The sequence below is a fragment of the Nocardia sp. CDC153 genome, from assembly GCF_035818515.1.
Taxonomy (GTDB): Bacteria; Actinomycetota; Actinomycetes; order Mycobacteriales; family Mycobacteriaceae; genus Nocardia.
Genome location: NZ_JAYKYU010000001.1, coordinates 1,225,849 through 1,246,798, shown reverse-complemented (window position 1 = coordinate 1,246,798; position 20,950 = coordinate 1,225,849). Strand labels below are relative to the sequence as shown.

The window sequence follows — 20,950 nt, the reverse complement described above, 5'->3', positions numbered from 1 at the left end:
AACGTTCCCACCCACACGGCCATCAGGATCGCCGTGGACTTCCGTATTCTCAACGCCGTGGACTTCCGTGCTCTCTTAACTAGCTCCGTCACTGAGACCCTCCCGGCGTAGGGCCGCGGCCACTCGCACCCGCAGCTCTCGCCCGACTTCGAACTGTTTGCCCGGTAGCGTCCTTGCCACCATCTTGATGTTCATCTGGTTGACGGTGAGATCTTCGACACCCATCACGCTGGGCTCGTCCAACAGCAGGGCCTTCAGCTTGCGATCGGCGAAGGCCTTGGCGCCCACGTCGTGCAGGATCTCGTTGACCTTGTTGATGTCGGCGGTGGCGGGGACGGGCACGTCGATGGCGGCGCGCGCCCAATCCTTCGACAGATTGGTCACTTTCACGATCTGACCGTTCGGGACGATTATCACTTCACCGTCGGCGCTACGCAGAGTCGTGATGCGCAACGTGACGTCCTCGACCGTACCCTCGGCCTCGGTCGAGTTTCCAGTGACTGCGATCCGCACGACATCGCCGAAGCCGTACTGTCTTTCGGTAATCAGGAAGAATCCCGCGAGCAGGTCCTGCACGATGCGCTGTGCGCCGAAACCCAGTGCGGCACCGAGGACAGCGGCCGGAGCCACCAGACCGCCGAGCTCGAAACCCAAGCGGCGCAACACTTCCAGCGAGACCAGGAAGTACACGACCGACAGCAGCACCCAGGTGATGACCTGCGCCAACGCATGTCGGTGTTTGGCCGCCTCGGAACGCACCAGCGAATCGCTGCTGCGGAAGCCGGAGTCGATCTTGCGGGTGATGCGGTCGCGGACGTAGGTGGCGCCGCGACTGAACAGCATGGCGCCGACCACCAGCAGCACGATCTCGAGACCGCTGGATCGTAGCCAGTTCCCGAAATCGGCTCCGGTGCCCGCGGCGAGAATCGAATGCATGCGTCTACCCCTGGGTCGTGGACTGCTCCCGCATGCGCCAGCGGATGCCGGACTCGATGAAGGCGTCGATGTCGCCGTCGAGCACGGCCGAGGGATTGTTGACCTCGTAGCCGGTGCGCAGATCCTTCACCATCTGGTACGGGTGCAATACGTAGGAGCGCATCTGGTTGCCCCAGGACGCGCCCTCATTGGTCTTGAGCGCGTCCATTTGGGCGCGCTCTTCCTGTCGCTTGCGTTCCAGCAGCTTGGCCTGCAGCACGCGCATGGCCGAAATCTTGTTCTGCAGCTGGGATTTCTCGTTCTGGCAGGTGACGACGATACCGGTCGGAATGTGGGTCAGGCGGACCGCGGAGTCGGTGGTGTTGACCGACTGGCCGCCGGGGCCCGAGGACCGGTAGACGTCGACACGGACCTCGTTCTCCGGAATCTCGATGTGGTCGGTGGTCTCGACCACCGGCAGCACCTCGACCTCGGCGAAGGAGGTCTGGCGGCGGCCCTGGTTGTCGAACGGGCTGATACGGACCAGTCGGTGCGTACCCATTTCGACCGACAGCGTGCCGTAGGCGTAGGGCGTCTTCACCGTGAAGGTGGCCGACTTGATGCCCGCCTCTTCCGCGTAGGAGGTGTCGTAGATCTCGACCGGGTACTTGTGCGACTCGGCCCAGCGGATGTACATGCGCATGAGCATCTGCGCCCAGTCCGCGGCGTCCACGCCACCCGCGCCGGAGCGAATATTGACCAGCGCCTCACGCTTGTCGTACTCGCCCGACAGCAGGGTGCGGACCTCCATGGCCTCGACATCGGCGTGCAGACTGGCCCGCTCGGCATCGGCGTCGGCGAGGGCGGCGGCCTGATCCGCACCCTCCTCTGCCTCGGCCAATTCGTAGAGCACCGGCAGGTCCTCGAGGCGCTGACGCAGATCGCGCACGCGGCGCAATTCGCTCTGCGCGTGGGACAACTCGCTGGTCACGGCCTGGGCGTGTTCCTGGTTGTTCCACAGCTCCGGGTCCGCCGCCTGCTGTTCCAGCTCGTCGATGCGGCGCGCCAGCTCGTCGATGTCGAGCACAGACTCGATGGTCTTCAGAGTCGTGTCGAGTTCGGCCAAGTCAGCGGAAACGTCAGGATGCACGGTGTTCAAATCTACCGCCCCGGGACATAACGCTGAAACTTCGGCGGTCGAGCCGCGTTCGCGCTCAACCGGCGACGGCGCGCAGGCCGCCCGGGCGGCGGCCGACCAGGCGGTCCAAGGCTTGGGCGGTGGCGTCGTCGGCCGGGAGGTAGACCATGAGGAATTGGTCGTCGTCGGCCGAGAGGGTGAGGGTTTCGTAGGCCAGGCGCAGCGGTCCGGCCTCGGGGTGGGTGAGGCGGCCGACGCCATTGGTGTCGGGGAGGCCGGGGATGGTGTCCATGCGGCGGGTGAATTCGGGGCCGACGGTCGCGGTCAGCTCCTCGAACAGGGCGTTGACGTGGGGGTCGGCGCGGCCGGGGCCCTGTTTGAGGGTGGCGACGACCTTGTCGGCCTTGTGGTCCCAGTCGGGGTAGGCGATGCGGGCGCGCGGATCGGTCAGCACGTAGCGGGCGTAGCTGCCGGGCAGTCCGTCGTCGAGCAGGCCGATCGGGCCGAAGAGGGCGCGGTAGCCGTCGGTCACCGCGAGGATTTCGCTGAGGCGGTTCATGAGCGCGGCGGGTGCGGGTTCGAGCTGGTCGAGCATGGCGCGCACGGCCGGGCGAATGCGGCGGTTGGGTCCGGAACCGCCGCGGCAGTTGTAGTTCGGGTCCCCGGCCTTGGCGAAATTGAGCAGATGCACCCGCTGGGCCGGGGTCAAACGCAGCGCGTCGGCGAGCGCGATCAGGACCGGCGCGGAGGGATGCCGGTCGCGTCCCTGCTCGAGGCGGGTCAGGTATTCGACGGAAACCCCGGCGAGCGTGGCCAATTCGGCGCGACGCAGGCCGGGGGTGCGGCGGCGGGCACCGGTGGGCAGGCCCACCTCGGCGGGTGTGATCGCCTCGCGGCGCAGTCGCAGGAACAGTCCCAGCTCGTTCTCGCTCACGTATTCGACGCTAGCAACGGGCGCGATTCTTATGGTGTCCCTGGCACTACCACTCTCAGCGTGGTCTCCCTCGCGGTTTCGCCGGATCGCAGAGTTGATCTCGAGCGGCCGACCGGTCGCGGCGAATCTCGAAGGAGACCCACAATGAGCAGCACTCTGCGCCTCGCGGTGATCATCGGCAGCGTCCGGGAGGGACGCTTCGGACCGGTGGTGGCGAACTGGTTCGCCGAGCAGGCCCGCGCCCACGGGGCGTTCGAGGTGGATGTGATCGACCTGGCGGATTACCCGCTGCCGCACGCGCTCCCCGCGGTGTCGCCGCTGATGGAGCCGAATCCGGTGCGGCCCGGCAATACCGCGGAGTTGTCGGAGCGACTGGCCGCCGCCGACGCCATGGTCGTGGTGACGCCGGACATAAACCGCAGCTTCCCGGCGTCGTTGAAGACCGCGATCGACTGGCACTACACCCAGTGGGATCGCAAGACCATCGGTTTCGTCGGGTACAGCGGCAAGTCCGGCGGTCTACTGGCCATCGAAGGCCTGCGCGCGGTGTTCAACGAACTGAACGCGCACACGGTGAAGGATTACGTCTCGTTCCCCCGCTACTTCCTGCACTTCGGCCCGGACGGCCAGCTGCTCGATCCCACCGAGTTCGACCGCGCCGCGGCCGTGATGTTGGACCAACTCCACTGGTGGGCAACCGCTCTCACCGCCGCCCGCGGGGTGTCCGTTTCCGCCTAGTTCGATGTTGTGCCGGGAGGACACCCATCGTTAACTGGACTGGACTAACGTGCTGGGGCGTGACCCGATACTCCGCTGACCTGGAACTCGCGCTGCAGCTGGCCGACGCGGCCGACGTCATTACCCGTGAGCGGTTCGGAGCGCTCGACCTGAAGATCGATTCCAAGCCGGATCTGACGCCGGTCTCGGACGCCGATCTGGCGGTCGAGCGGAAGGTCCGCGAGATTCTCGGGGCCGAACGGTCGAGCGACCTGGTGCTCGGCGAGGAGTTCGGCGGCGACGTCGAATTCAGCGGGCGGCAGTGGGTCATCGATCCGATCGACGGGACCAAGAACTTCGTGCGCGGGGTGCCGGTGTGGGCCTCGCTCATCTCGCTGCTCGAGGACGGGGTGCCGGTGGTGGGCGTGGTCAGCGCGCCCGCGCTGGCCCGGCGCTGGTGGGCGGCCTCCGGGGCGGGGGCGTGGAGCAGTTTCGAGCAGGGCGAGCCGCGGGCCATTTCCGTCTCCGCGGTGGCCGAGCTCGGTGCGTCCAGTCTCGCCATCTCGAGCCTGTCCGGCTGGCGTGCCATCGGCCGGCGCGCCAAACTCATCGCGCTGACCGACGAGGTCTGGCGGGTTCGCGGCTACGGCGACTTCTTCGGCTACACACTGCTGGCCGAGGGTGCGGTCGATATCTGCACCGAACCCGAACTGTCCCTGTGGGACATGGCAGCGCTCGACATTCTGATTCGCGAGGCGGGCGGCACCTTCACCGCGCTCGATGGCAAGCCGGGTCCCCACGGGGGCAGCGCGGTCGCCACCAACGGGCATCTGCAGGACCAGGTGCTCGCCGCGCTGCAGGCCTGACTCAGCCGAGTCGCCGCATGGCCGACCACATTTCGGGCCAGGGGTGACGGGGGGTACGGCAGAGCGTGAGGGCGCGGCCCTGCTCGTTGTTGTGGATGTTCAGGCCATTGTCGATGCGGGCCAACGGTTGCGGGTCGGCGCAGAAGCGGGCGACCTGGTCGGCGGTGATTCCGACGATGAGTGCCTCGTGCGTGTCGGCTGGTGGACCCCACCACCAGTAGGCGTTGTGCACGCTGTGCGGTGTCGGCAGGTGGTATTGCGCTCCGTAGTGCTCGATGGCGGCGGCCTCGCCGTAGTTGGCGGTGAGGATGTCCGCGTCGGGGGCGGAATGGGCACGGACGTCGGCGATTTGGGCTACGAAGTGCGGCCAGCCGACCGTCTCCCCGGCCTCCTTGTTGATGGCGAGGATCGGTGACGGGTTGCGCAGGACGGACATGGGCAGGGTCGGTAGGAAGACGACCGCCGAGAAGATTGCGTTCAAGGCGATGGCGAAAGCCAGTGTCCCCAGGCGTATTCGGCGGGCCAGCAACCACGGCTCGGCTCCGACGGCACCGGCGGCGAGCAGGAGGGGGTACATTTCGCCCAGGTAGTAGGCCTTGCCGACCATGATCAGGTAGGCGACGAACAGGACCACGTAGGTGAGCGCGAACGCCCGATAGCGCTGCCACAGCCACCACAGGCCGAAGATCCACAGCGGGACCAGAAACACCCCGATCAGGCCGAATTGCAGGACTACGAACTGGATTCGGGTATTCGAGCTCCCCGACGACCCACCGGCGATCGCCCGGCTCAACGCCCACTGCGGCCAGCCATTGCGCGCCTGCCACAGCAGATAGGGAGCACTGATCAGCGCCGCGATGACGAGGGCGGCCGGGAAATACTTGGTGGCGAAGATTTCTCGCGGCCCGACGGCCAGCAGCGAGAGCGCCAGCACGGCAAGCGGTACCACGATCAGCGCCTTGTTCTGGACTCCGATTCCGGCCAGTACGCCGACGGCGAGCCACCAGCGTGGCTCGAAAGATGTTCGGAGCAAACGCAGCACGACCAGGACGATCATCGACCAGATGGCCAGGTCGAGGTCCGCGGTGCTCAGGGTGTGACCGGCTCCCGACAAGAGCGCCGCCGAGGCGACCGATCCGGCCGCGACCGCTCGGGCCACCCGCCCGCCACCGAGTTCACGGGCGTAGAGACCGCCGCAGACCACCACGATGGTCGCGGCCAGGGTCGCCGGAAGACGCAGCAGCATGACGGAATTCGGGTCGATCGCCGACATCGCGCGGGCCAGCAGCGGCACCAGCGGCGGCTGATCGGGGTATCCCCAGTCCAGTCGGTGTCCTGCGGCCAGGAAGTACAGTTCGTCGCGGTGGTAGCCGTACCGGCCGGATACGGCGGTGAGCGCAGCCGCGAAAATCGCCGCTATCCAGTAGATTTCGCCGCCCGTGGCAGGTTGCCACCGGGGAGCGTTGACCGGCCGCTGTTCCATTCCCCGCATCGTCGCATCTCCGGGGCGGCCGGGCCACCGGTTCAGCGGGTACCCGGCGCGGGCTGCGGTCCCGCCGCCGGGCTTGGCCTGTCAGCCGAGCGGGACGCAGACCGAGCCGAGGTCCAGGAACGGACCGCCGGTGGACGAGCCGACGCCCACCGAGCCCAGGCCGAGTTCGGTGCCGACGCCGCTGATGCAGCCGCCCGCGGCCGAGCCGGCGCCGATGCCGGATCCGGTGATGCCCACGTCGATCGGCTGCAGCTGCAGCGCGTCGGCGCTGGCATTCGGGGCGGCGAGGAAGAGACCGGCGGCAATCAGGCCCGCGGTTCCGAGCGCAATCTTCATATGTACGAACCTCCATCAGGAGCGAGTTATGCGCCGACACCCTAGCCCAGCCCGGCTTCTTCTGAAGCAGGTTTGTTTCACTAGAACTGGAGGGTACCGGTCGGTAAGTTCGAACCACCGCGCTGACCTGCCGATTCGACAACCCTCGACGACACTTCTTACTCTGAAGTAAGATAGTCTTACTCAGGAGTAAGATTGCTGGGCAGGATCACCCACCTCCTCGATAGAAAACTGGTGATTATGAGCACTCGAGACACCGCAACGAAGCGGGACACCTCCGCTGTTGGCCTGAACCCGGTCAAACGCGACTGGATGGGCGCGGCGATGCGGGTCATGACGACCATCACGGGGTCGGAACTCGCCGAGAAGTACAAGCTGCGCAAGCCGATCGAGCGCCTCACCTACGAGGGCACCAAGACCGGTTTCCGCACGCTCGGTGCAGCGACTCGCGTTTTCGAAAAGGTCGCCGGTGGCGGCGCGCCGAAGCGGCTGCCCGCCAACGAGTCTCGCAAGAAGGACTACTTCGACCTCACCCCGACCGACGAGCAGCAGATGATCGTCGAGACGGTGCGCGAGTTCGCCGCCGAGATCCTGCGTCCGGCCGCGTACGAGGCCGACAATGCCGCCAAGGCCCCGCGCGATCTGCTCGAGCGCGCCGCCGAGCTCGGCATCACGCTGATCAATGTGCCCGAGGAGCTCGAGGGCGCGGCGTCCGAGCGCGGCGCGGTCACCAATTCGCTGGTGGCCGAGGCGCTCTCGCACGGTGACATGGGCCTGGCGCTGCCGATCCTGGCGCCCAGCGGTGTCGCGGTCGCCCTGTCGCAGTGGGGCACCGACGCGCAGCAGAAGACCTACCTGGGCGCCTTCACGGGTGAGAACGTGCCGCAGGCGTCGGTCGTCATCTCCGAGCCGCAGGCGCTGTTCGATCCGTTCGCGTTGCGGACCAAGGCGACTCGCGCGCCCAGCGGGTACCGCCTCAATGGCGTGAAGACCCTGGTTCCGGCCGCCGGTGACGCCGAGCTGTTCATCGTGGCCGCCGAGCTGGATGGCCGACCGACCTTCTTCATCGTCGAGTCGAACACCGAAGGCGTTGTGGTCGAGGCGGATCCGAGCATGGGTATGCGGGCCGCGGGCCTGGGTCGCCTGCTGCTCAACAATGTCGCGGTTCCGACCAACGCGCTGCTGGGTGATTCCGAGGGCGCCGCACGCGCCGAGGAGTACGCCGACGCGGTGCGGCTGGCCCGGCTGGGCTGGGCCTCGCTGGCCATCGGCACCGGTCAGGCCGTGCTGGACTACGTGATTCCGTATGTGAAGGAGCGCGAGGCGTTCGGTGAGCCGATCGCGCACCGGCAGGCGGTCGCGTTCATGGTCGCGAACATGGCGATCGAACTGGACGGTCTTCGTCTCGTGACTCTGCGGGGTGCGTCACGCGCGGAGCAGGGACTGTCGTTCGCTCGCGAGGCCGCGCTGGCCAAGAAGCTGGCCACCGACAAGGGCATGCAGATCGGCCTCGACGGCGTGCAGCTGCTGGGTGGCCACGGCTTCACCAAGGAGCACCCGGTCGAGCGCTGGTACCGCGATCTACGCGGTGTCGGTGTTGCCGAAGGCATCGTCCTCATCTGACCCGACTTCTCAACGGAGAGACCACTCATGATCAATCTCGAACTCCCCAAGAAGCTGCGGGCCAGCGCCAACCAGGCCCACCAGGTCGCGCAGGAGATCTTCCGTCCCGTCTCGCGCAAGTACGACCTCGCCGAGCACGAGTACCCGGTCGAGCTGGACACCATGGCCGCCATGGTCGAGGGCCTGTCCGACTCGGGCACCGAGCAGATCTCCGGTGCCACCGGCGGCCGCTCGGCCGACGGCGAGAAGGACGCGCACGCCACCGAGCTGCTGGGTAACACCAACGGCGGCAATATGTCCGCGCTGATGAACGCGCTCGAGACCTCGTGGGGCGACGTCGGCCTGATGCTGTCGATCCCCTACCAGGGTCTGGGCAATGCGGCCATCGCCGCGGTCGCCACCGACGAGCAGTTGAAGCGTTTCGGCAAGGTGTGGGCCGCCATGGCCATCACCGAGCCGTCCTTCGGCTCCGACTCCGCGGCGGTCACCGCCACCGCCACCCTCGACGGTGACGAGTGGGTTCTCAACGGCACCAAGATCTTCGTGACCGCGGGTTCCCGCGCCACCCACATCGTGGTGTGGGCCTCGGTGGATCGTTCGAAGGGCCGTGCCGCCATCAAGTCCTTCGTGGTCCCCCGGGATGCCAAGGGCCTGACCGTGTCCCGCCTCGAGCACAAGCTCGGCATCAAGGCCTCCGACACCGCCGAGATCCGCTTCGAGGACTGCCGCATCCCCAAGGACAACATCCTGGGTTCCCCGGAAGTCAACGTGGAGAAGGGCTTCGCGGGCGTCATGCAGACGTTCGACAACACCCGCCCCCTCGTCGCCGGCATGGCCGTAGGCGTCGGCCGCGCCGCCCTCGAGGAGCTCCGCAAGGTCCTCACCGACGCCGGCATCGAAATCTCCTACGACAAGCCCGCCAACAACCAACACGCCGCCGCAGCCGAATTCCTCCGCCTGGAAGCAGACTGGGAATCCGCCTACCTGTTGTCCCTCCGCGCCGCCTGGATGGCCGACAACAAGAAGCCCAACTCCTTGGAAGCCTCCATGTCCAAGGCCAAGGCCGGCCGCATGGGCACCGACGTCACCCTCAAGGCCGTCGAACTCGCCGGCGCAACGGGCTACTCCCAGCGCACCCTCCTGGAAAAGTGGGGCCGCGACTCGAAGATCCTGGATATCTTCGAAGGCACCCAACAGATCCAGCAACTCATCGTCGCCCGCCGCGTCCTCGGCCTGTCGAGCGACAAGCTGAAGTAGTTTCTGGCACAACGTAAAACCGGTGCGAGCCTCCCTGGTTCGCACCGGTTTCTCGTTTACACATGTCGGAAACGGTCTTCGCGCGCACGCCGACTCCGGAGGAGACCCAGACCCTCGAACTGCCCGCTGGAGAACCGAATGCCGACAACGACCCTGCCCCCGCAACACCGCTCCGATGTCGAGATCCTCTGGAACTACAACCAACTGCACCACGAGCCGCACCCCGTCGATGTCGGCATCGGCCTCGGCGGCCACGACTTCGGAGTCGCCACTTACACAGCAGACCTCTATCGCGCGGGCACCTTCCCGCTGATCGTGTTCACCGGCGCAAACGCACCAACCACGGTGGACCGCTTCCCGCGCGGCGAGGCAGTACATTTCCGCGAGCGAGCTATCGACCTCGGCGTGCCCGCCGACGCGATCCTGGTGGAACCCAACGCCACCAACACCGGCGAAAACATCGACTTCACCCGCGCCTTGTTGAAAGAGCGTGGCTACCTCGATTCGATCAAGTCGGTAATGCTGATCTCCCGCCCATACCAGCAGCGCCGCAGCTACGCCATCTGCCGCAAACGCTGGCCCGAGGTGGAGGTAATCTGCGGATCCCTCCCCCTTGCCCTGGACGATTATGTCGCGAGCATTGGCGACGCCGAACGCGTGATCAACATGCTCGTCGGCGATACTCAGCGGATCTGGGTCTATCCCGCGAAAGGCTGGGCCATCGAGCAAGACGTGCCCGAGGCCGTACGGAACGCATACTCGCGCCTCGTGGACGCCGGATTCACCCGCCGCCTACTCCCCGCGTAGAAATGCGAACCAGCCTCTCGCGTTCGGGGCTACGCCCCCGTCAGGCCCAGTACCCTGCACCCATGGGCCGCCGTATCGATTACCACCAGGATCCGAACGCACCCACCGCCAATAGTGTCCGCCCGAGCGCCGGAGCTTTCGTCCGCCGCGGCAACGAAGTACTCCTGATCCGCCGCTCCGACAACGGCAACTGGTCGATGCCCGGAGGCGCACATGATCCCGGAGAATCCCTCAGCCGCACGGCAATCCGCGAGACCGCCGAGGAAACCGGAGTCAATATCCGACTGACCGGCCTCGTCGGAATCTTCACCGACCCAACACACGTCATCCACTACACAAGCAACGACGAAGTGCGGCAGGAATTCTCAATCATCTATCGCGCCGAGCCCATCGACGGCGAGCCAACAGCCAGCAGCGAAAGCACATCCGTCAAATGGGTCCCCCTCGACCAGATTCCAACCCTCACCATGGACCCAAGCCAACGCAAACGCATCGCCTGGGCACTCAACAACCCCGACCCCCACATCGACCCCGAACCTCACTAACTGGCCGTCGCCCCAAATCGCACCCTCCGCGCCTTCGGCCACCTGTGGTCGTTCACAGTTATCGACATTGCCTATCCAAGTTCAAGGGCTCCTCGAACAGCCATCCGCGCAACCACTTCGGTAGCTAGGCGCGAAGATCCAAAGCAGACGGCCCAGACAGGCACGCCACGCAATTGTGAAATGCACGAGATACGCCGGACGTAGGCACACTTCGGGCAAACTATGTGACGTCCCTGAGCGCTCGGGGATGGTCGGATACCGACGACCCACGCAGGAATCAAAGCCCCAGGGTTAAGGCAGGAATTGTCGACAGCTCGGGTTCCTGCGTGGGGCAGACCTCCGCCGGAAGTACCCCATCCATGGCAGAGCAGCCCCTATCTGCCGTAACAGCAAGCCTTCAGTGACGATTACATTGCATGGCATACTCCGTCACCACCCTGCTTGGAGGCTCGGGGACTAGCCGAGACTTCTACTTCAAGGATGGAGAATCCGTCAAGATCATTGACGGTATCCTCCATGTCCAGGACGTCAACACGGAGACCATCGCCGTGTTCGCCCGCGACCGCTGGCATTACGCCGAGCACAAGCCATCAGTCCCGCAGTAGGGGCAGCAGCAAGGCAGCGAATGAACCAGGCCGTCCGCAGGCCGTGGGAGTCCTGAAACACGGCAGAACCGGGTAGATGTCGAGAGATCCTCACCCAGCTCAGCACGCGTCGATCACGAACATCGATGGAGATCAACAGAATTGGCCGCGAGATGCTCGACATCTTCGAAGGCAACCAGCAGATCCAGCAGCTCATCGTGGCTCGCCGGGCGCTGGGGCTGTCGAGTGACAAGCTGAAGTAGTAAGTGCTGCAGCATGGGCCGGCGCGAACCGCAATTGGGTTCGCGCCGGGTTTTGTTTATCTGGACGGTCCGGTGCACCGGGTGTCGGACTGGTGTCAGGAGGGGAAGCGTTCGGCGCGGCTGGCGGATAGGCGTTGGGCTGCCAGGGCGGCGGCCTTGGCGGGGGTGTGGCCGCCGAGGCGGGTGAGGATCTCGTGGAGGGGGGGTGATGGTGCCGTTGCTGCCCCAGTGGCCTTCGGGGATTTCGGTGGGGAAGACCCAGATTCGGTTGGGGTCTTGGGGCCAGGCGCCGGATTCGGCGGCGAGGATCGCTTCGGTGACTTCGCGGATGACGCCTTCGCGGGCTTTGGCGTCGAGTTGGCCTTCTGGGATGGAGGGGACCACTTTGTAATACGGGGCGGAGGCGGGGACGCCGCCTATGTAGACGGTGGCGGGGCGGTGGAGGAAGGCCCACGAAACGGAGCGGGTTGTGGGGTCTGTTGGGTCGAAACCTTCGTGGCGGATGAGGATTTCGGTGATTTGGTTGATTAGGGCGGCTTCGCGGGCGGCAGGGAAGATGCCTTCGGGGATGTAGACGTCCAGCATGGGCATGGGGCTGGCCTCCTAGATTTAGTTTTTAAACTTAGGTGGGATCGACGCTACGGGGGCTGGGTGGAGGATGTCAACCTAGGTGGGTAGGGTTGGGGCGTGGAGGTTGAGCGGCGGATTGATCCGGTGAACTGTTCGGTGGCGCGGGCGCTGTCGGTGGTGGGGGAACGGTGGTCGTTGTTGATCGTGCGGGAGGCGTTCGATGGGGCCAGGAGGTTTGCTGAGTTTCGGGATCGGCTTGGGATTGCGAGCAATCTGCTTTCCAGTCGGCTCGAGAGTTTGGTGGAAGCCGGTGTGCTGCGGCGGATTCCGTATCAGGAGCCGGGGGCGCGGCAGCGGTACGAGTATCGGCTGACCGAGCGAGGGATTGATTTGCGGCCCACTCTGGTCGCTCTACTGGAGTGGGGGGACAAGTATCTGGCCGATCCGGAGGGGCCTTCGGTGATCATTCGGCACGAGTCCAGCGACGGATCGGAATGTGAGGAGCCGGTCCGGGTCGTCTTGGAATGTGCTGCGGGGCATACGCATCTGGCCCCTTCGGAGGTTCATCGCACGCCTGGGCCGGGCGCGCGGTTCATCGCGGCGAAGTAGATCACCCGGGCGGACGCGGTGTCTGTTTTCCGCCAGCAACCGGTCGCCGGGGGCTAGAGGGTGGAGGGCATGCATCGAGTTGTTGATTTGAAGGTTCTCTACTTCGGGACTCCGGTTGTTTTGATCAGCACCCGCAATCCGGACGGGTCGGCGAATCTCGCCCCGATGTCGTCGGCTTGGTGGTTGGGCGACCAATGCATGCTGGGCATGGGAACCTCGTCTCAAACTACGCGAAACCTGCTGCGCGAGCGTGAATGTGTGCTGAATTTGCCGTCTTCGGCCCTGGTGGGGGCCGTTGATCGACTGGCATTGCTGACCGGTTCGCAGGAGATGACCCCGCACCGAATCGAGAAGGGGTATCGGTACGAGCCGGACAAGTTCGGGGCGGCCGACCTCACGGCGGTGCCGTCCGATGTTGTTGGGGCGGTCAGGGTTGCGGAGTGTCCGATTCAACTCGAGTGCGAGTTGATCGACGCGCGGCCGTTCGACGAGGGCAATCACGCTACCGCGCATACCGTTCGGGTGGTGCGGGCGCACGTCGAGGAGGAGCTGATCGTCGCAGGTACGGACCACGTCGATTCTCTGGGCTGGGATCCGCTGATCATGAAGTTCTGTGAATTCTTCGGCGGCGGAGACCAACTCCAACCGTCCCGATTGGCGAAAGCCTGGCGGATTCCGCAGGCGATGCCCGCGCGCTGACCACCCGAGCTGGGAGTTTTCTGGATCTTGTTGCTGAAATGCGAGATACGCGGATAGGTTTCGGCGGTGCGTGGATTCAGTAGACGGATGCTATTGGGGGGCAGTGTTATCGCGGCAGGGGGGATGCTGCGCGCGGGCGGGGTGGCGCGGGCGGGGGTGCCCGTGGTGGGACCGGCGTTCGATGTGCAGTATCGGGCTCGGACGAAGTTGGCTGGCGGGCGGTGGCATTCGCTGGTGAGTGATCTGGGGTCGGGGAAGCCGGTGCCGGTGGTGGAGGAGGATGCCGACTTCGTCATCGAGGGGGCCAGTGTGCAGAAGCTGGCGGTGATGACGGCGGTGATGAGCGAGGTCGATGCCGGGCGACTACGGATGTCGGATACCACCACGTTGGATGCCGATATGGTGGCCGAGGGCAGTGGGCTGTATTTGAATCAGGCGGCGTTCGGGGACCAGCTGACGGTGGCGAATCTGCTGACCACCATGTTGCAGGTGTCGGACAACACCGCGGTGCGGTTGATGTCGCGGTTCGTGTCGGGGGAACAGATCAACGACACACTGGATCGGTTGGGGTTCAAGCAGACTCGAGTGGTGCCGATCGCCGGGGACAGCCGGTTCTACCTGGGGTATACGACGCCCCGGGAGAACAATGATCTGCTGTACCGATTGGCCTCGGGCTCACTGCTGTCGAAACAGTCGACGCAGGATGTGCTGCGGATCATGACGTGGTCGGCGGTCGGATACACCGACGGGGTGCGGCGGAACATGTCGTCGGACGAGCGGGCCCGGTTCGCCACGAAACACGGTGCGTCCGAGGACAAGCGGCACGATACGGGGATCATGTTCGACGAGGCGGGTGCGCCGCTGGTGGTGTACTCGTTCTTCGCCGATCAAGCGCCGGACGCCGACAATTACGGGGCCACGAATCCCATTGTCGAGGCGCACGCGACCTTGGGGCGGGCCTTGCTCGACACCTACACGCACCTGTCACCGCTGCAATCGTTCATCGACCCCAAGAAGATTGCCTCCGGCGGGCACTGAATCCCTACTCCACCAGCAGGTTTCGCATGGCGGTGAAGACCTCGGACGCACCGCCGAGGGACCACCCGCCATCGACGGGGATGATCGCGCCATTGACATAGGACGCCTGCGCCGAGGCCAGCCACAAGCAGCAGTCGGCGATCTCCTGGGCCGTGCCGTAGCGGCCCAACGGCACGGATTTGGCGACCAACTCGGCCAATTCGGGCGTGGGAGCCAGGCGGGACATGCCCTCGGTGTCCTCGATCGGCCCGGGCACGACGGCGTTGACGCGAATACCATCCGGTGCCCACTCCAGCGCCGCGACCTTGGTGAGCATGTCCACCCCCGCCTTCGCCGAACAGGCGTGCGCCTGCAGGCTCATGGGAATGCTCGCCTGCGGTGCGGAGATAGTGATGACCGACGCGCCCGGCGTGCGTAGGTGCTCGCGTGCCGCGCGTAGGACATTGAAGGTCCCCTTCAGATCGATATCCACCACCGCCGCGAACGCACGCGACGACATGGATTCCGCTGCGGCGGGGAAGTTCCCGGCCGCACCGGACACCAGCACATCGAGCTCACCCAACTCCTGACAGGTGGCGGCGATCCCCTGCGCGACCGCGTCGTAATCGCGCACGTCGGCGGCGAAACCCAAGGCGGTCACCCCGCACTCCCCCAGCGAGTCCACGGCCGCCCGCACCTTGTCCGGCGTCCGCGACAACACCGCCACCGACGCCCCCGCCCGCGCGAACGCCTGCGCCACAACGAGATTGATGCCACTGGTACCCCCGGCCACGAACACGGTACGCCCGGAGAAATCGAAGAGATCACTCATCATTCGATTCTGCGGCCGACGGGCGGGGCAGATGTCGGGATCGGCCGGTTCGATGCCACACCGGATGCCGCGCCTTCTCGCGCGGGACCCGGTCAGACCACGTGAAGCCTGAGGTGCGAATCCAGCGCGGTCAGATCATCGGGGTCGGAGGTGACCACCAAAGTCGCATGCAGCGAACGGGCGAGAACGACAACGTGCGCGTCGACCACATCGGCCGTGCCAGAGACGGCCAACAACGATCCAATCGCCAGCGCCTGCGCCTGGGTCAGGTCGGCGACCCGCACCGCGTCCGCCTTCAACAATCGCGACACCGCGTGCTGGCGCGGGCTGTTGCGCCAACACTGCGCCAATACGGTTGCGGGAATGACGACTTCGAGCTTTCGGGCCAGCGCTTGCCGAACGATCGCAACGGCTCTGGCATTGTCCTTCTCGAGGCCGATCAGCCCGCCGGAGTCGAGCACGATCACGCAGCACCCCCGCAGGAATCTTCGGCAACCGCACGTTCGGCGGCATCCAGCGCCGCATCGGCGTCGGCGAGATCCGCCTCGGACACTCCCGCCTGCGCGGATAGCTCGGCCAAAATCTGCTCAGCGGCCGCCCAGTCCGGTTCACGCTGCGCGAGCGCGGCGAAGTAGGCGGACACAGAACCCGCCAGACCTGCGGCAACGGCACGGTTGGCCTTCTCGGCGATCTCGTCGGGGATGCTGATCGTGATCTTTGCCATGCGACCATGATAGCTCAAAGTATGACCGAGTCATACCGAAGGCTCTCCTAGCTGCGATGCAACCCAATCATGATCTACGGCAATCTCTTTCGGCCACGGTAGGCAAACGATCGGGTCTGTGGGCATGCTGGCCATGGACACTCGACCGGGCCGTAGCGAGTCCGGTCCAGAACGGAGGATCGACCATGAGTGCAGAGAACACCCGTCGTTGGCTGATCACCGGGGCCAACAGTGGGTTCGGGGCGGCCTTCGCCAAGGCCGTGCTGGCCGCGGGCGACGAGGTGATCGCCGCCGTGCGACGGCCCGAGAGCATGGCCGACGTGGTTGCCGCGCACCCGGATCGAGTTCAGGTCGTGGCCCTGGATGTGCGGGACCCGGCCGCGGCGGAGCGGGCGGTGAAGGAGGCCGGACGCATCGACGTCCTGGTCAACAATGCGGGCTACGGCATTGTCGGCGCGATCGAGGAGACCACCGAGGCCGACCTGCGCGACGCCATGGAGGTCATGTTCTTCGGGCCGTTGCGCCTGACCCGGCTGGTCCTGCCCCAGATGCGGGAGCGCCGCGGCGGCACCATCATCCAGCTGACCAGCATGGGCGGGTTCATGTCGTTCGCGGGCGTCGGGGCCTACAGTGCGGCCAAGGGCGCGTTGGAGCTGGCCAGCGAAGCCCTTGCGGGCGAGGTGAATCCGCTGGGCATCCAGGTGCTGATCGTCGAACCCGGTGCGTTCCGTACCGGTTTCGCCAAGCCGGCCGCCCTGACGATCGGCTCGTCCATCCCCGACTACGTCGACACGGTCGGCGCGATGCGCGACGGCCTGCCCGCCTCCGACCAGCAGCAGAACGGCGACCCCGACAAGGCCGCGGCCGCGGTGCTGGCCGTGGTCGGCCAGCCGAATCCGCCGCTGCGGTTGGCCCTGGGCGCGGACGCGGTCGAGGCCATTCGAGGCAAGCTGGCGACCGTGGCCGCCGAACTCGACGCCACCGCCCACCTGGGTCTGGCCACCGACTTCGACGAGAACTGACCCGGAAACGCGGACAGCCCGCCGAACCCCCTCGGCGGGCTGTCGCGAGTGTCTGCCTACTTACGCGGCGAGAGCGGCGCTTCCGCTGCTCATGGCGGCGACGATGTTGGCGAGCACGGCAAGCAGTTCCATGGGGACGTTCCTCATCACTTCGGGGGTTGGAAGCTCGCAGCCTGGACGATCCGGATGACAGACGAGCGACGCCGAGGTTAACAGGGCCTGGGAATCTTTCGAATCGGGAGCAATGTCGCATCTGACCGAAATTCTGTAACCCGGCTCACACACCGCTGTTACGGTGGCGCTACCCCGCCGTCGGGTCCATGCGGCGGGTGGCTCGGATACTCGGAGGTGGTCGGCGTGGCCTCGGTAGTGGAGAAGGCGCAGCAGCGCGTGGCGCACACCGCGGAGGCGGTGCGCGGACTGCGACGGCTGCGGGAACTGGGGCTGACCGATCCCCGCAGGCCGGTCGACACGGTGCGAACGGCGTTGGAGGGCAGGGTCTTCGGGCCACCGGCGACCGCGGTGCGCCGGGCGGCGCGCATGTGGCCGGACCGGCCCGCGGTGGCCGACGAACGCGGCGAACTCACCTATCGGGAGCTGGACGAGCAATCCAACGCGGTGGCGCGCGGATTGCAGCGGCTGGGCGTGCAGCCGGGCACCGTGGTCGGTGTGCTGTCCCGCGATCACCGCGGCCTGCTGCTCACCATGGTGGCGCTCGGCAAGCTCGGGGCCCGATTGGCGCTCATGAACACCGGATTCGCCAAACCGCAATTCGCGCAGGTCTGCGAGCGCGAGAACGTGAAGGCGGTGCTGCACGACAGCGAGTTCCTCGGACTGCTCGACGCGCTGCCGCCGGACCTGACGCGCGTGCTCACCTGGGTCGACGAGGGCACCGAGATTCCCGAGGGCGCAACAACTCTGGACGCCCTGATCGCCGCCAATGCCAAGACCCCGCTGCCCGCGCCCAAGAAGCCCGGCGGATTCATCATTCTCACCAGCGGCACCACCGGCCTGCCCAAGGGCGCGCCGCGCGAACGCACCGGACCCCTCGCGACGGTGCAGATGGTGGATCGCATCGACTTCCCGCAGGGCGGGACCATGGTCATCGTCTCCCCCATCTTCCACTCCACCGGATTCGGAACCTGGCTCGCCGGAACGGCTTTCGGCAACAAGGTGGTGACCGCGCGCCGCTTCGACGCCGAGCGCACCCTGCGCCTGATCGCCGAGCACCGCGCCGACATGCTGGTGGCGGTGCCGACCATGCTGCATCGAATGGTGGAGCTGGACAAGACGATTCGCGACAAGTACGACACCTCCTGCCTGAAGGCCATTGTCATCGCCGGATCGGCGCTGTCCCCCGAACTGTCGGTCCGCACCGCCGAGGTGTTCGGCCCGGTGCTCTACAACCTCTACGGCTCCACCGAATGCGCGGTCGCCACCGTGGCCCGGCCCGAGGATCTGGCCATCGCCCCCGGCACCGCCGGGCGGGCTCCCACCACCTGCGAGGTCGCGCTCTTCGACGACGACGGTCGGCGCATTCGCGCCAAGAACGTGAAGGGCCGCATCTTCATTCGCTCCGGTTCCCCGTTCAAGGGCTACACCGACGGGCGGCACAAGGAGATCATCGACGGCTACATGTCCAGCGGCGACGTCGGCCACTTCGACGACCGCGGACTGCTGTTCGTCGACGGCCGCGACGACGACATGATCGTCTCCGGCGGCGAGAACGTCTACCCGCAGGAGGTGGAGAACCTGCTGCTGGAACGCTCCGACATCTTCGACGCCGCGGTGGTCGGCGTGGACGACGTCGAGTTCGGCAAGCGACTGCGCGCCTTCATCGTTCCCGAGCCCGGCGCGGAGCTGAAGCCCGACGACATCAAGGCGTACGTGAAGGCCAATCTGGCGCGCTACAAGGTCCCGCGCGACGTCTTCTTCCTCGAAGATCTGCCGCGCAACGCGACCGGCAAACTCCTGCGCCGCGTCCTGGTCGAATACGAGCCTCCAGCACCCGATAAATAGAGACCGACTGGTCCGCGACACGGTGGCAACCATGGGATCCCCGCCACGAGCTGCGACCTTTATTCGTTACCGCTGGTAACGGAGACCTCGGCCACACCGTGGCGGCCGGTGCTTGCTAGGGTTAGCACCGCACTGGATCTCGATGTTGCGGTCCGTCGGGCCGACTCGTCCGGTCCGGGATCGCGGAAGGTTGTACCCATGTCACTTGCCCTTCCATCGGCTGGCTCGGTTCTACGCAAGGCGGGTGATGCCGCGCTGAGCGTCAACGCCATGGTCCGAGGGGGACTGTTCAATCCGTTGCGGCCCGATATCGCGGCCAAGTCGGCGATCAGCATGCTGAAGTTCGGGCCCTTCGCGGGCGCGGTCGTGCATGGCGCCAATACCAATCCCAAGGGTGCGGCCATTGTCGACGAGGGCGGTCAGCTGACCTTCGAGCAGCTCGATCAGATGTCGAACGCCTTCGCGCGCGGGCTGGCGGCGCAGGGGCTGGGCCCGGGCGATGTGGTCGGCGTGCTCTGCCGCGATCACCGGGGCATGGTGTTGAGCCTGGTCGCCGCGGGCAAGCTGGGCGTGCGCGCGGTGCTGATGAACACCGGTTTCGCCAAGCCGCAGTTCACCGATGTGGCGCAGCGCGAGAAGGTCAAGGCGGTGCTGCACGACAGCGAGTTCTTCGACCTGATGTCGGCCATCCCGGCGGAGATTCCGCGCATTTTGACCTGGGTGGACGAGAAGGACAATGCCGACCCGTCGATCCCGACCATCGAGTCGGTCTCGGCCGGACAGCCCACCGACCCGCTGACCCCTCCGGAGAAGCCGGGCGGCATGGTCATCCTGACCTCCGGCACCACCGGCACCCCCAAGGGCGCGCCGCGCGACAAGGTCTCGCCGTTCATTACCGCGCAGTTCCTGGATCGAATTCCGTTGCCGCGCAACAGCACGGTGGTGATGGCCGCCCCGATCTTCCACGCCACCGGCCTGTCGCAGTTCACGCTGTCGCTGGCGCTGGGCAACCGGGTGGTGTTCCAGCAGCGGCGCTTCGATCCCGAGGGCACCCTCGCCAATATTCAGAAGTACCGCGCGCAGGGTCTGACCGTGGTGCCGACCATGCTGCAGCGCATTCTGGATCTGCCCGAGGAGACCCTGGCCAAGTACAACCCGGCCGAGACGCTGAAGGTCATCTTCGCCGCCGGTTCGGCCATCCCGCCGGACGTGGTCACCCGCACCCTCGACTACTTCGGCGATTCCCTCTACAACGTGTACGGCTCCACCGAGTGCGCGGTCATGACCGTGGCCACCCCGGCCGAACTGCGCAAGGCCCCGACCACCGCGGGCAAGCCGCCGGTCGGCATTCGCATCTCGCTCTACGACGAGAACCGGCAGAAGATCACCGCGCCCAATGTGACCGGCACGATCTTCATCGAGAACGGGCACTCGTTCAAGCAGTACACCGACGGGCGCACCAAGGAATACGTCGACGGGCTCATGTCCTCCGGAGACGTCGGTCACTTCGACACCGACGGGCTGCTGTTCATCGACGGCCGCGACGACGACATGATCGTCTCCGGCGGCGAGAACGTCTTCCCGCAGGAGGTCGAGAACCTGCTGTCCAACCGCCCCGACATTCTCGAGGCGGCCGTGGTCGGCGTGGACGACCGCGACTTCGGAAAGCGGCTGCGCGCCATTGTGGTTCCGGGCCCGGATTCCAAGCGCGACGTGCAGGAGATCAAGGATTATGTGAAGGAGAATCTCGCGCGCTACAAGGTGCCGCGCGAGGTGATCTTCCTCGACGAACTGCCGCGCAATGCCACCGGAAAGCTGCTGCGCAAGCCGCTGATCGAGATGGAAGTCACGGAGAACTAGCCAAAGCCGTTCGCGCCCCGCCGGATAACGGCGGGGTACGAATTCGCCGTGAAGTTACCCGTGGTTATTATCAGCGCGTGAATATCGGATCCGGTCGCTCTACAGCGCATTCCCGCAGTGA

Annotated in this window: 21 protein-coding genes and 1 pseudogene; 14 read left to right on the top strand and 8 right to left on the bottom strand. The window is 66.0% G+C overall.

The features are described 5' to 3' along the window. Positions 1-75: 75 nt before the first annotated feature. The 3 genes from VMT65_RS05620 to VMT65_RS05610 form a co-directional block, all read right to left on the bottom strand. A complete protein-coding gene (locus VMT65_RS05620; protein WP_326306828.1) occupies positions 76-936 on the bottom strand; it encodes a mechanosensitive ion channel family protein in 861 nt (286 codons plus the stop codon). A gap of 4 nt (positions 937-940) precedes the next feature. Beyond that, positions 941-2,065, bottom strand: a complete 1,125-nt coding sequence (prfB, locus tag VMT65_RS05615) for a peptide chain release factor 2 (protein WP_326306827.1) — start codon at positions 2,063-2,065, stop codon at positions 941-943. Between the two features lie 64 nt (positions 2,066-2,129). Further along, positions 2,130-2,987, bottom strand: a complete 858-nt coding sequence (locus VMT65_RS05610) for a helix-turn-helix transcriptional regulator (RefSeq protein WP_326306826.1) — start codon at positions 2,985-2,987, stop codon at positions 2,130-2,132. A 144-nt stretch (positions 2,988-3,131) separates the two neighbouring features. Between VMT65_RS05610 and VMT65_RS05605 the strand changes: the two genes are divergently transcribed. Together VMT65_RS05605 and hisN are read left to right on the top strand one after the other, a co-directional pair. Further along, on the top strand, positions 3,132-3,725 hold the full coding sequence (locus tag VMT65_RS05605; RefSeq protein WP_326306825.1) for an NADPH-dependent FMN reductase: 594 nt from the start codon (positions 3,132-3,134) through the stop codon (positions 3,723-3,725). Between the two features lie 59 nt (positions 3,726-3,784). Further along, positions 3,785-4,570, top strand: coding sequence for a histidinol-phosphatase (gene hisN, locus VMT65_RS05600; RefSeq protein ID WP_326306824.1), 786 nt, complete (start codon positions 3,785-3,787; stop codon positions 4,568-4,570). A 1-nt stretch (position 4,571) separates the two neighbouring features. Here hisN and VMT65_RS05595 read toward each other — a convergent pair whose 3' ends face one another. Together VMT65_RS05595 and VMT65_RS05590 are read right to left on the bottom strand one after the other, a co-directional pair. Then, on the bottom strand, positions 4,572-6,053 hold the full coding sequence (locus tag VMT65_RS05595) for a glycosyltransferase family 39 protein (RefSeq protein ID WP_326306823.1): 1,482 nt from the start codon (positions 6,051-6,053) through the stop codon (positions 4,572-4,574). Between the two features lie 90 nt (positions 6,054-6,143). Further along, positions 6,144-6,398, bottom strand: coding sequence for a hypothetical protein (locus VMT65_RS05590; protein ID WP_326306822.1), 255 nt, complete (start codon positions 6,396-6,398; stop codon positions 6,144-6,146). A 234-nt stretch (positions 6,399-6,632) separates the two neighbouring features. Here VMT65_RS05590 and VMT65_RS05585 point away from each other — a divergent pair, with 234 nt between their 5' ends. The 9 genes and pseudogenes from VMT65_RS05585 to VMT65_RS05545 all read left to right on the top strand — a co-directional run bounded on the left by VMT65_RS05585 (position 6,633) and on the right by VMT65_RS05545 (position 14,393). Further along, positions 6,633-8,021 (top strand): acyl-CoA dehydrogenase family protein, encoded by a 1,389-nt coding sequence (locus VMT65_RS05585; RefSeq protein ID WP_442790177.1) that lies wholly within the window; start codon positions 6,633-6,635, stop codon positions 8,019-8,021. A 27-nt stretch (positions 8,022-8,048) separates the two neighbouring features. Beyond that, on the top strand, positions 8,049-9,278 hold the full coding sequence (locus tag VMT65_RS05580) for an acyl-CoA dehydrogenase family protein (RefSeq protein WP_326306820.1): 1,230 nt from the start codon (positions 8,049-8,051) through the stop codon (positions 9,276-9,278). Positions 9,279-9,416: 138 nt separating this feature from the next. Further along, positions 9,417-10,085: a YdcF family protein gene (locus tag VMT65_RS05575; RefSeq protein WP_326306819.1), complete on the top strand. Its 669-nt coding sequence runs from the start codon at positions 9,417-9,419 to the stop codon at positions 10,083-10,085. 62 nt (positions 10,086-10,147) lie between these two features. Further along, complete coding sequence (locus VMT65_RS05570) at positions 10,148-10,630, top strand: NUDIX hydrolase (RefSeq protein WP_326306818.1); 483 nt, start codon at positions 10,148-10,150, stop codon at positions 10,628-10,630. Between the two features lie 416 nt (positions 10,631-11,046). Then, positions 11,047-11,235: a hypothetical protein gene (locus VMT65_RS05565; protein WP_326306817.1), complete on the top strand. Its 189-nt coding sequence runs from the start codon at positions 11,047-11,049 to the stop codon at positions 11,233-11,235. 149 nt (positions 11,236-11,384) lie between these two features. Continuing rightward, a pseudogene (locus VMT65_RS05560) lies at positions 11,385-11,477 on the top strand (hypothetical protein); the annotation flags it as partial. Positions 11,478-12,164: 687 nt separating this feature from the next. Further along, the gene (locus tag VMT65_RS05555) at positions 12,165-12,656 is read left to right on the top strand and encodes a winged helix-turn-helix transcriptional regulator (protein ID WP_326306816.1); all 492 of its coding nucleotides are present in this window, start codon (positions 12,165-12,167) and stop codon (positions 12,654-12,656) included. A gap of 69 nt (positions 12,657-12,725) precedes the next feature. Continuing rightward, positions 12,726-13,355, top strand: coding sequence for a flavin reductase family protein (locus tag VMT65_RS05550; protein WP_326306815.1), 630 nt, complete (start codon positions 12,726-12,728; stop codon positions 13,353-13,355). An 87-nt stretch (positions 13,356-13,442) separates the two neighbouring features. Further along, positions 13,443-14,393 (top strand): serine hydrolase, encoded by a 951-nt coding sequence (locus VMT65_RS05545; protein WP_326306814.1) that lies wholly within the window; start codon positions 13,443-13,445, stop codon positions 14,391-14,393. Between the two features lie 4 nt (positions 14,394-14,397). Here the strand turns inward: VMT65_RS05545 and VMT65_RS05540 are convergent, their stop codons facing one another. The 3 genes from VMT65_RS05540 to VMT65_RS05530 form a co-directional block, all read right to left on the bottom strand. Continuing rightward, the gene (locus VMT65_RS05540) at positions 14,398-15,204 is read right to left on the bottom strand and encodes an SDR family oxidoreductase (protein ID WP_326306813.1); all 807 of its coding nucleotides are present in this window, start codon (positions 15,202-15,204) and stop codon (positions 14,398-14,400) included. Positions 15,205-15,296: 92 nt separating this feature from the next. Continuing rightward, positions 15,297-15,671: a PIN domain-containing protein gene (locus VMT65_RS05535; protein ID WP_326306812.1), complete on the bottom strand. Its 375-nt coding sequence runs from the start codon at positions 15,669-15,671 to the stop codon at positions 15,297-15,299. Then, positions 15,668-15,928 (bottom strand): hypothetical protein, encoded by a 261-nt coding sequence (locus tag VMT65_RS05530; RefSeq protein ID WP_326306811.1) that lies wholly within the window; start codon positions 15,926-15,928, stop codon positions 15,668-15,670. Before VMT65_RS05530 ends, VMT65_RS05535 begins: the two co-directional genes overlap by 4 nt. A gap of 185 nt (positions 15,929-16,113) precedes the next feature. Here VMT65_RS05530 and VMT65_RS05525 point away from each other — a divergent pair, with 185 nt between their 5' ends. The 3 genes from VMT65_RS05525 (at position 16,114) to VMT65_RS05515 (ending at position 20,829) form a co-directional block, all read left to right on the top strand. Further along, a complete protein-coding gene (locus VMT65_RS05525) occupies positions 16,114-16,950 on the top strand; it encodes an SDR family NAD(P)-dependent oxidoreductase (protein WP_326306810.1) in 837 nt (278 codons plus the stop codon). Positions 16,951-17,307: 357 nt separating this feature from the next. Then, positions 17,308-18,969 (top strand): acyl-CoA synthetase, encoded by a 1,662-nt coding sequence (locus VMT65_RS05520; protein WP_326306809.1) that lies wholly within the window; start codon positions 17,308-17,310, stop codon positions 18,967-18,969. A 198-nt stretch (positions 18,970-19,167) separates the two neighbouring features. Next, complete coding sequence (locus tag VMT65_RS05515; protein ID WP_326306808.1) at positions 19,168-20,829, top strand: acyl-CoA synthetase; 1,662 nt, start codon at positions 19,168-19,170, stop codon at positions 20,827-20,829. The last annotated feature ends 121 nt before the right edge of the window (positions 20,830-20,950 follow it).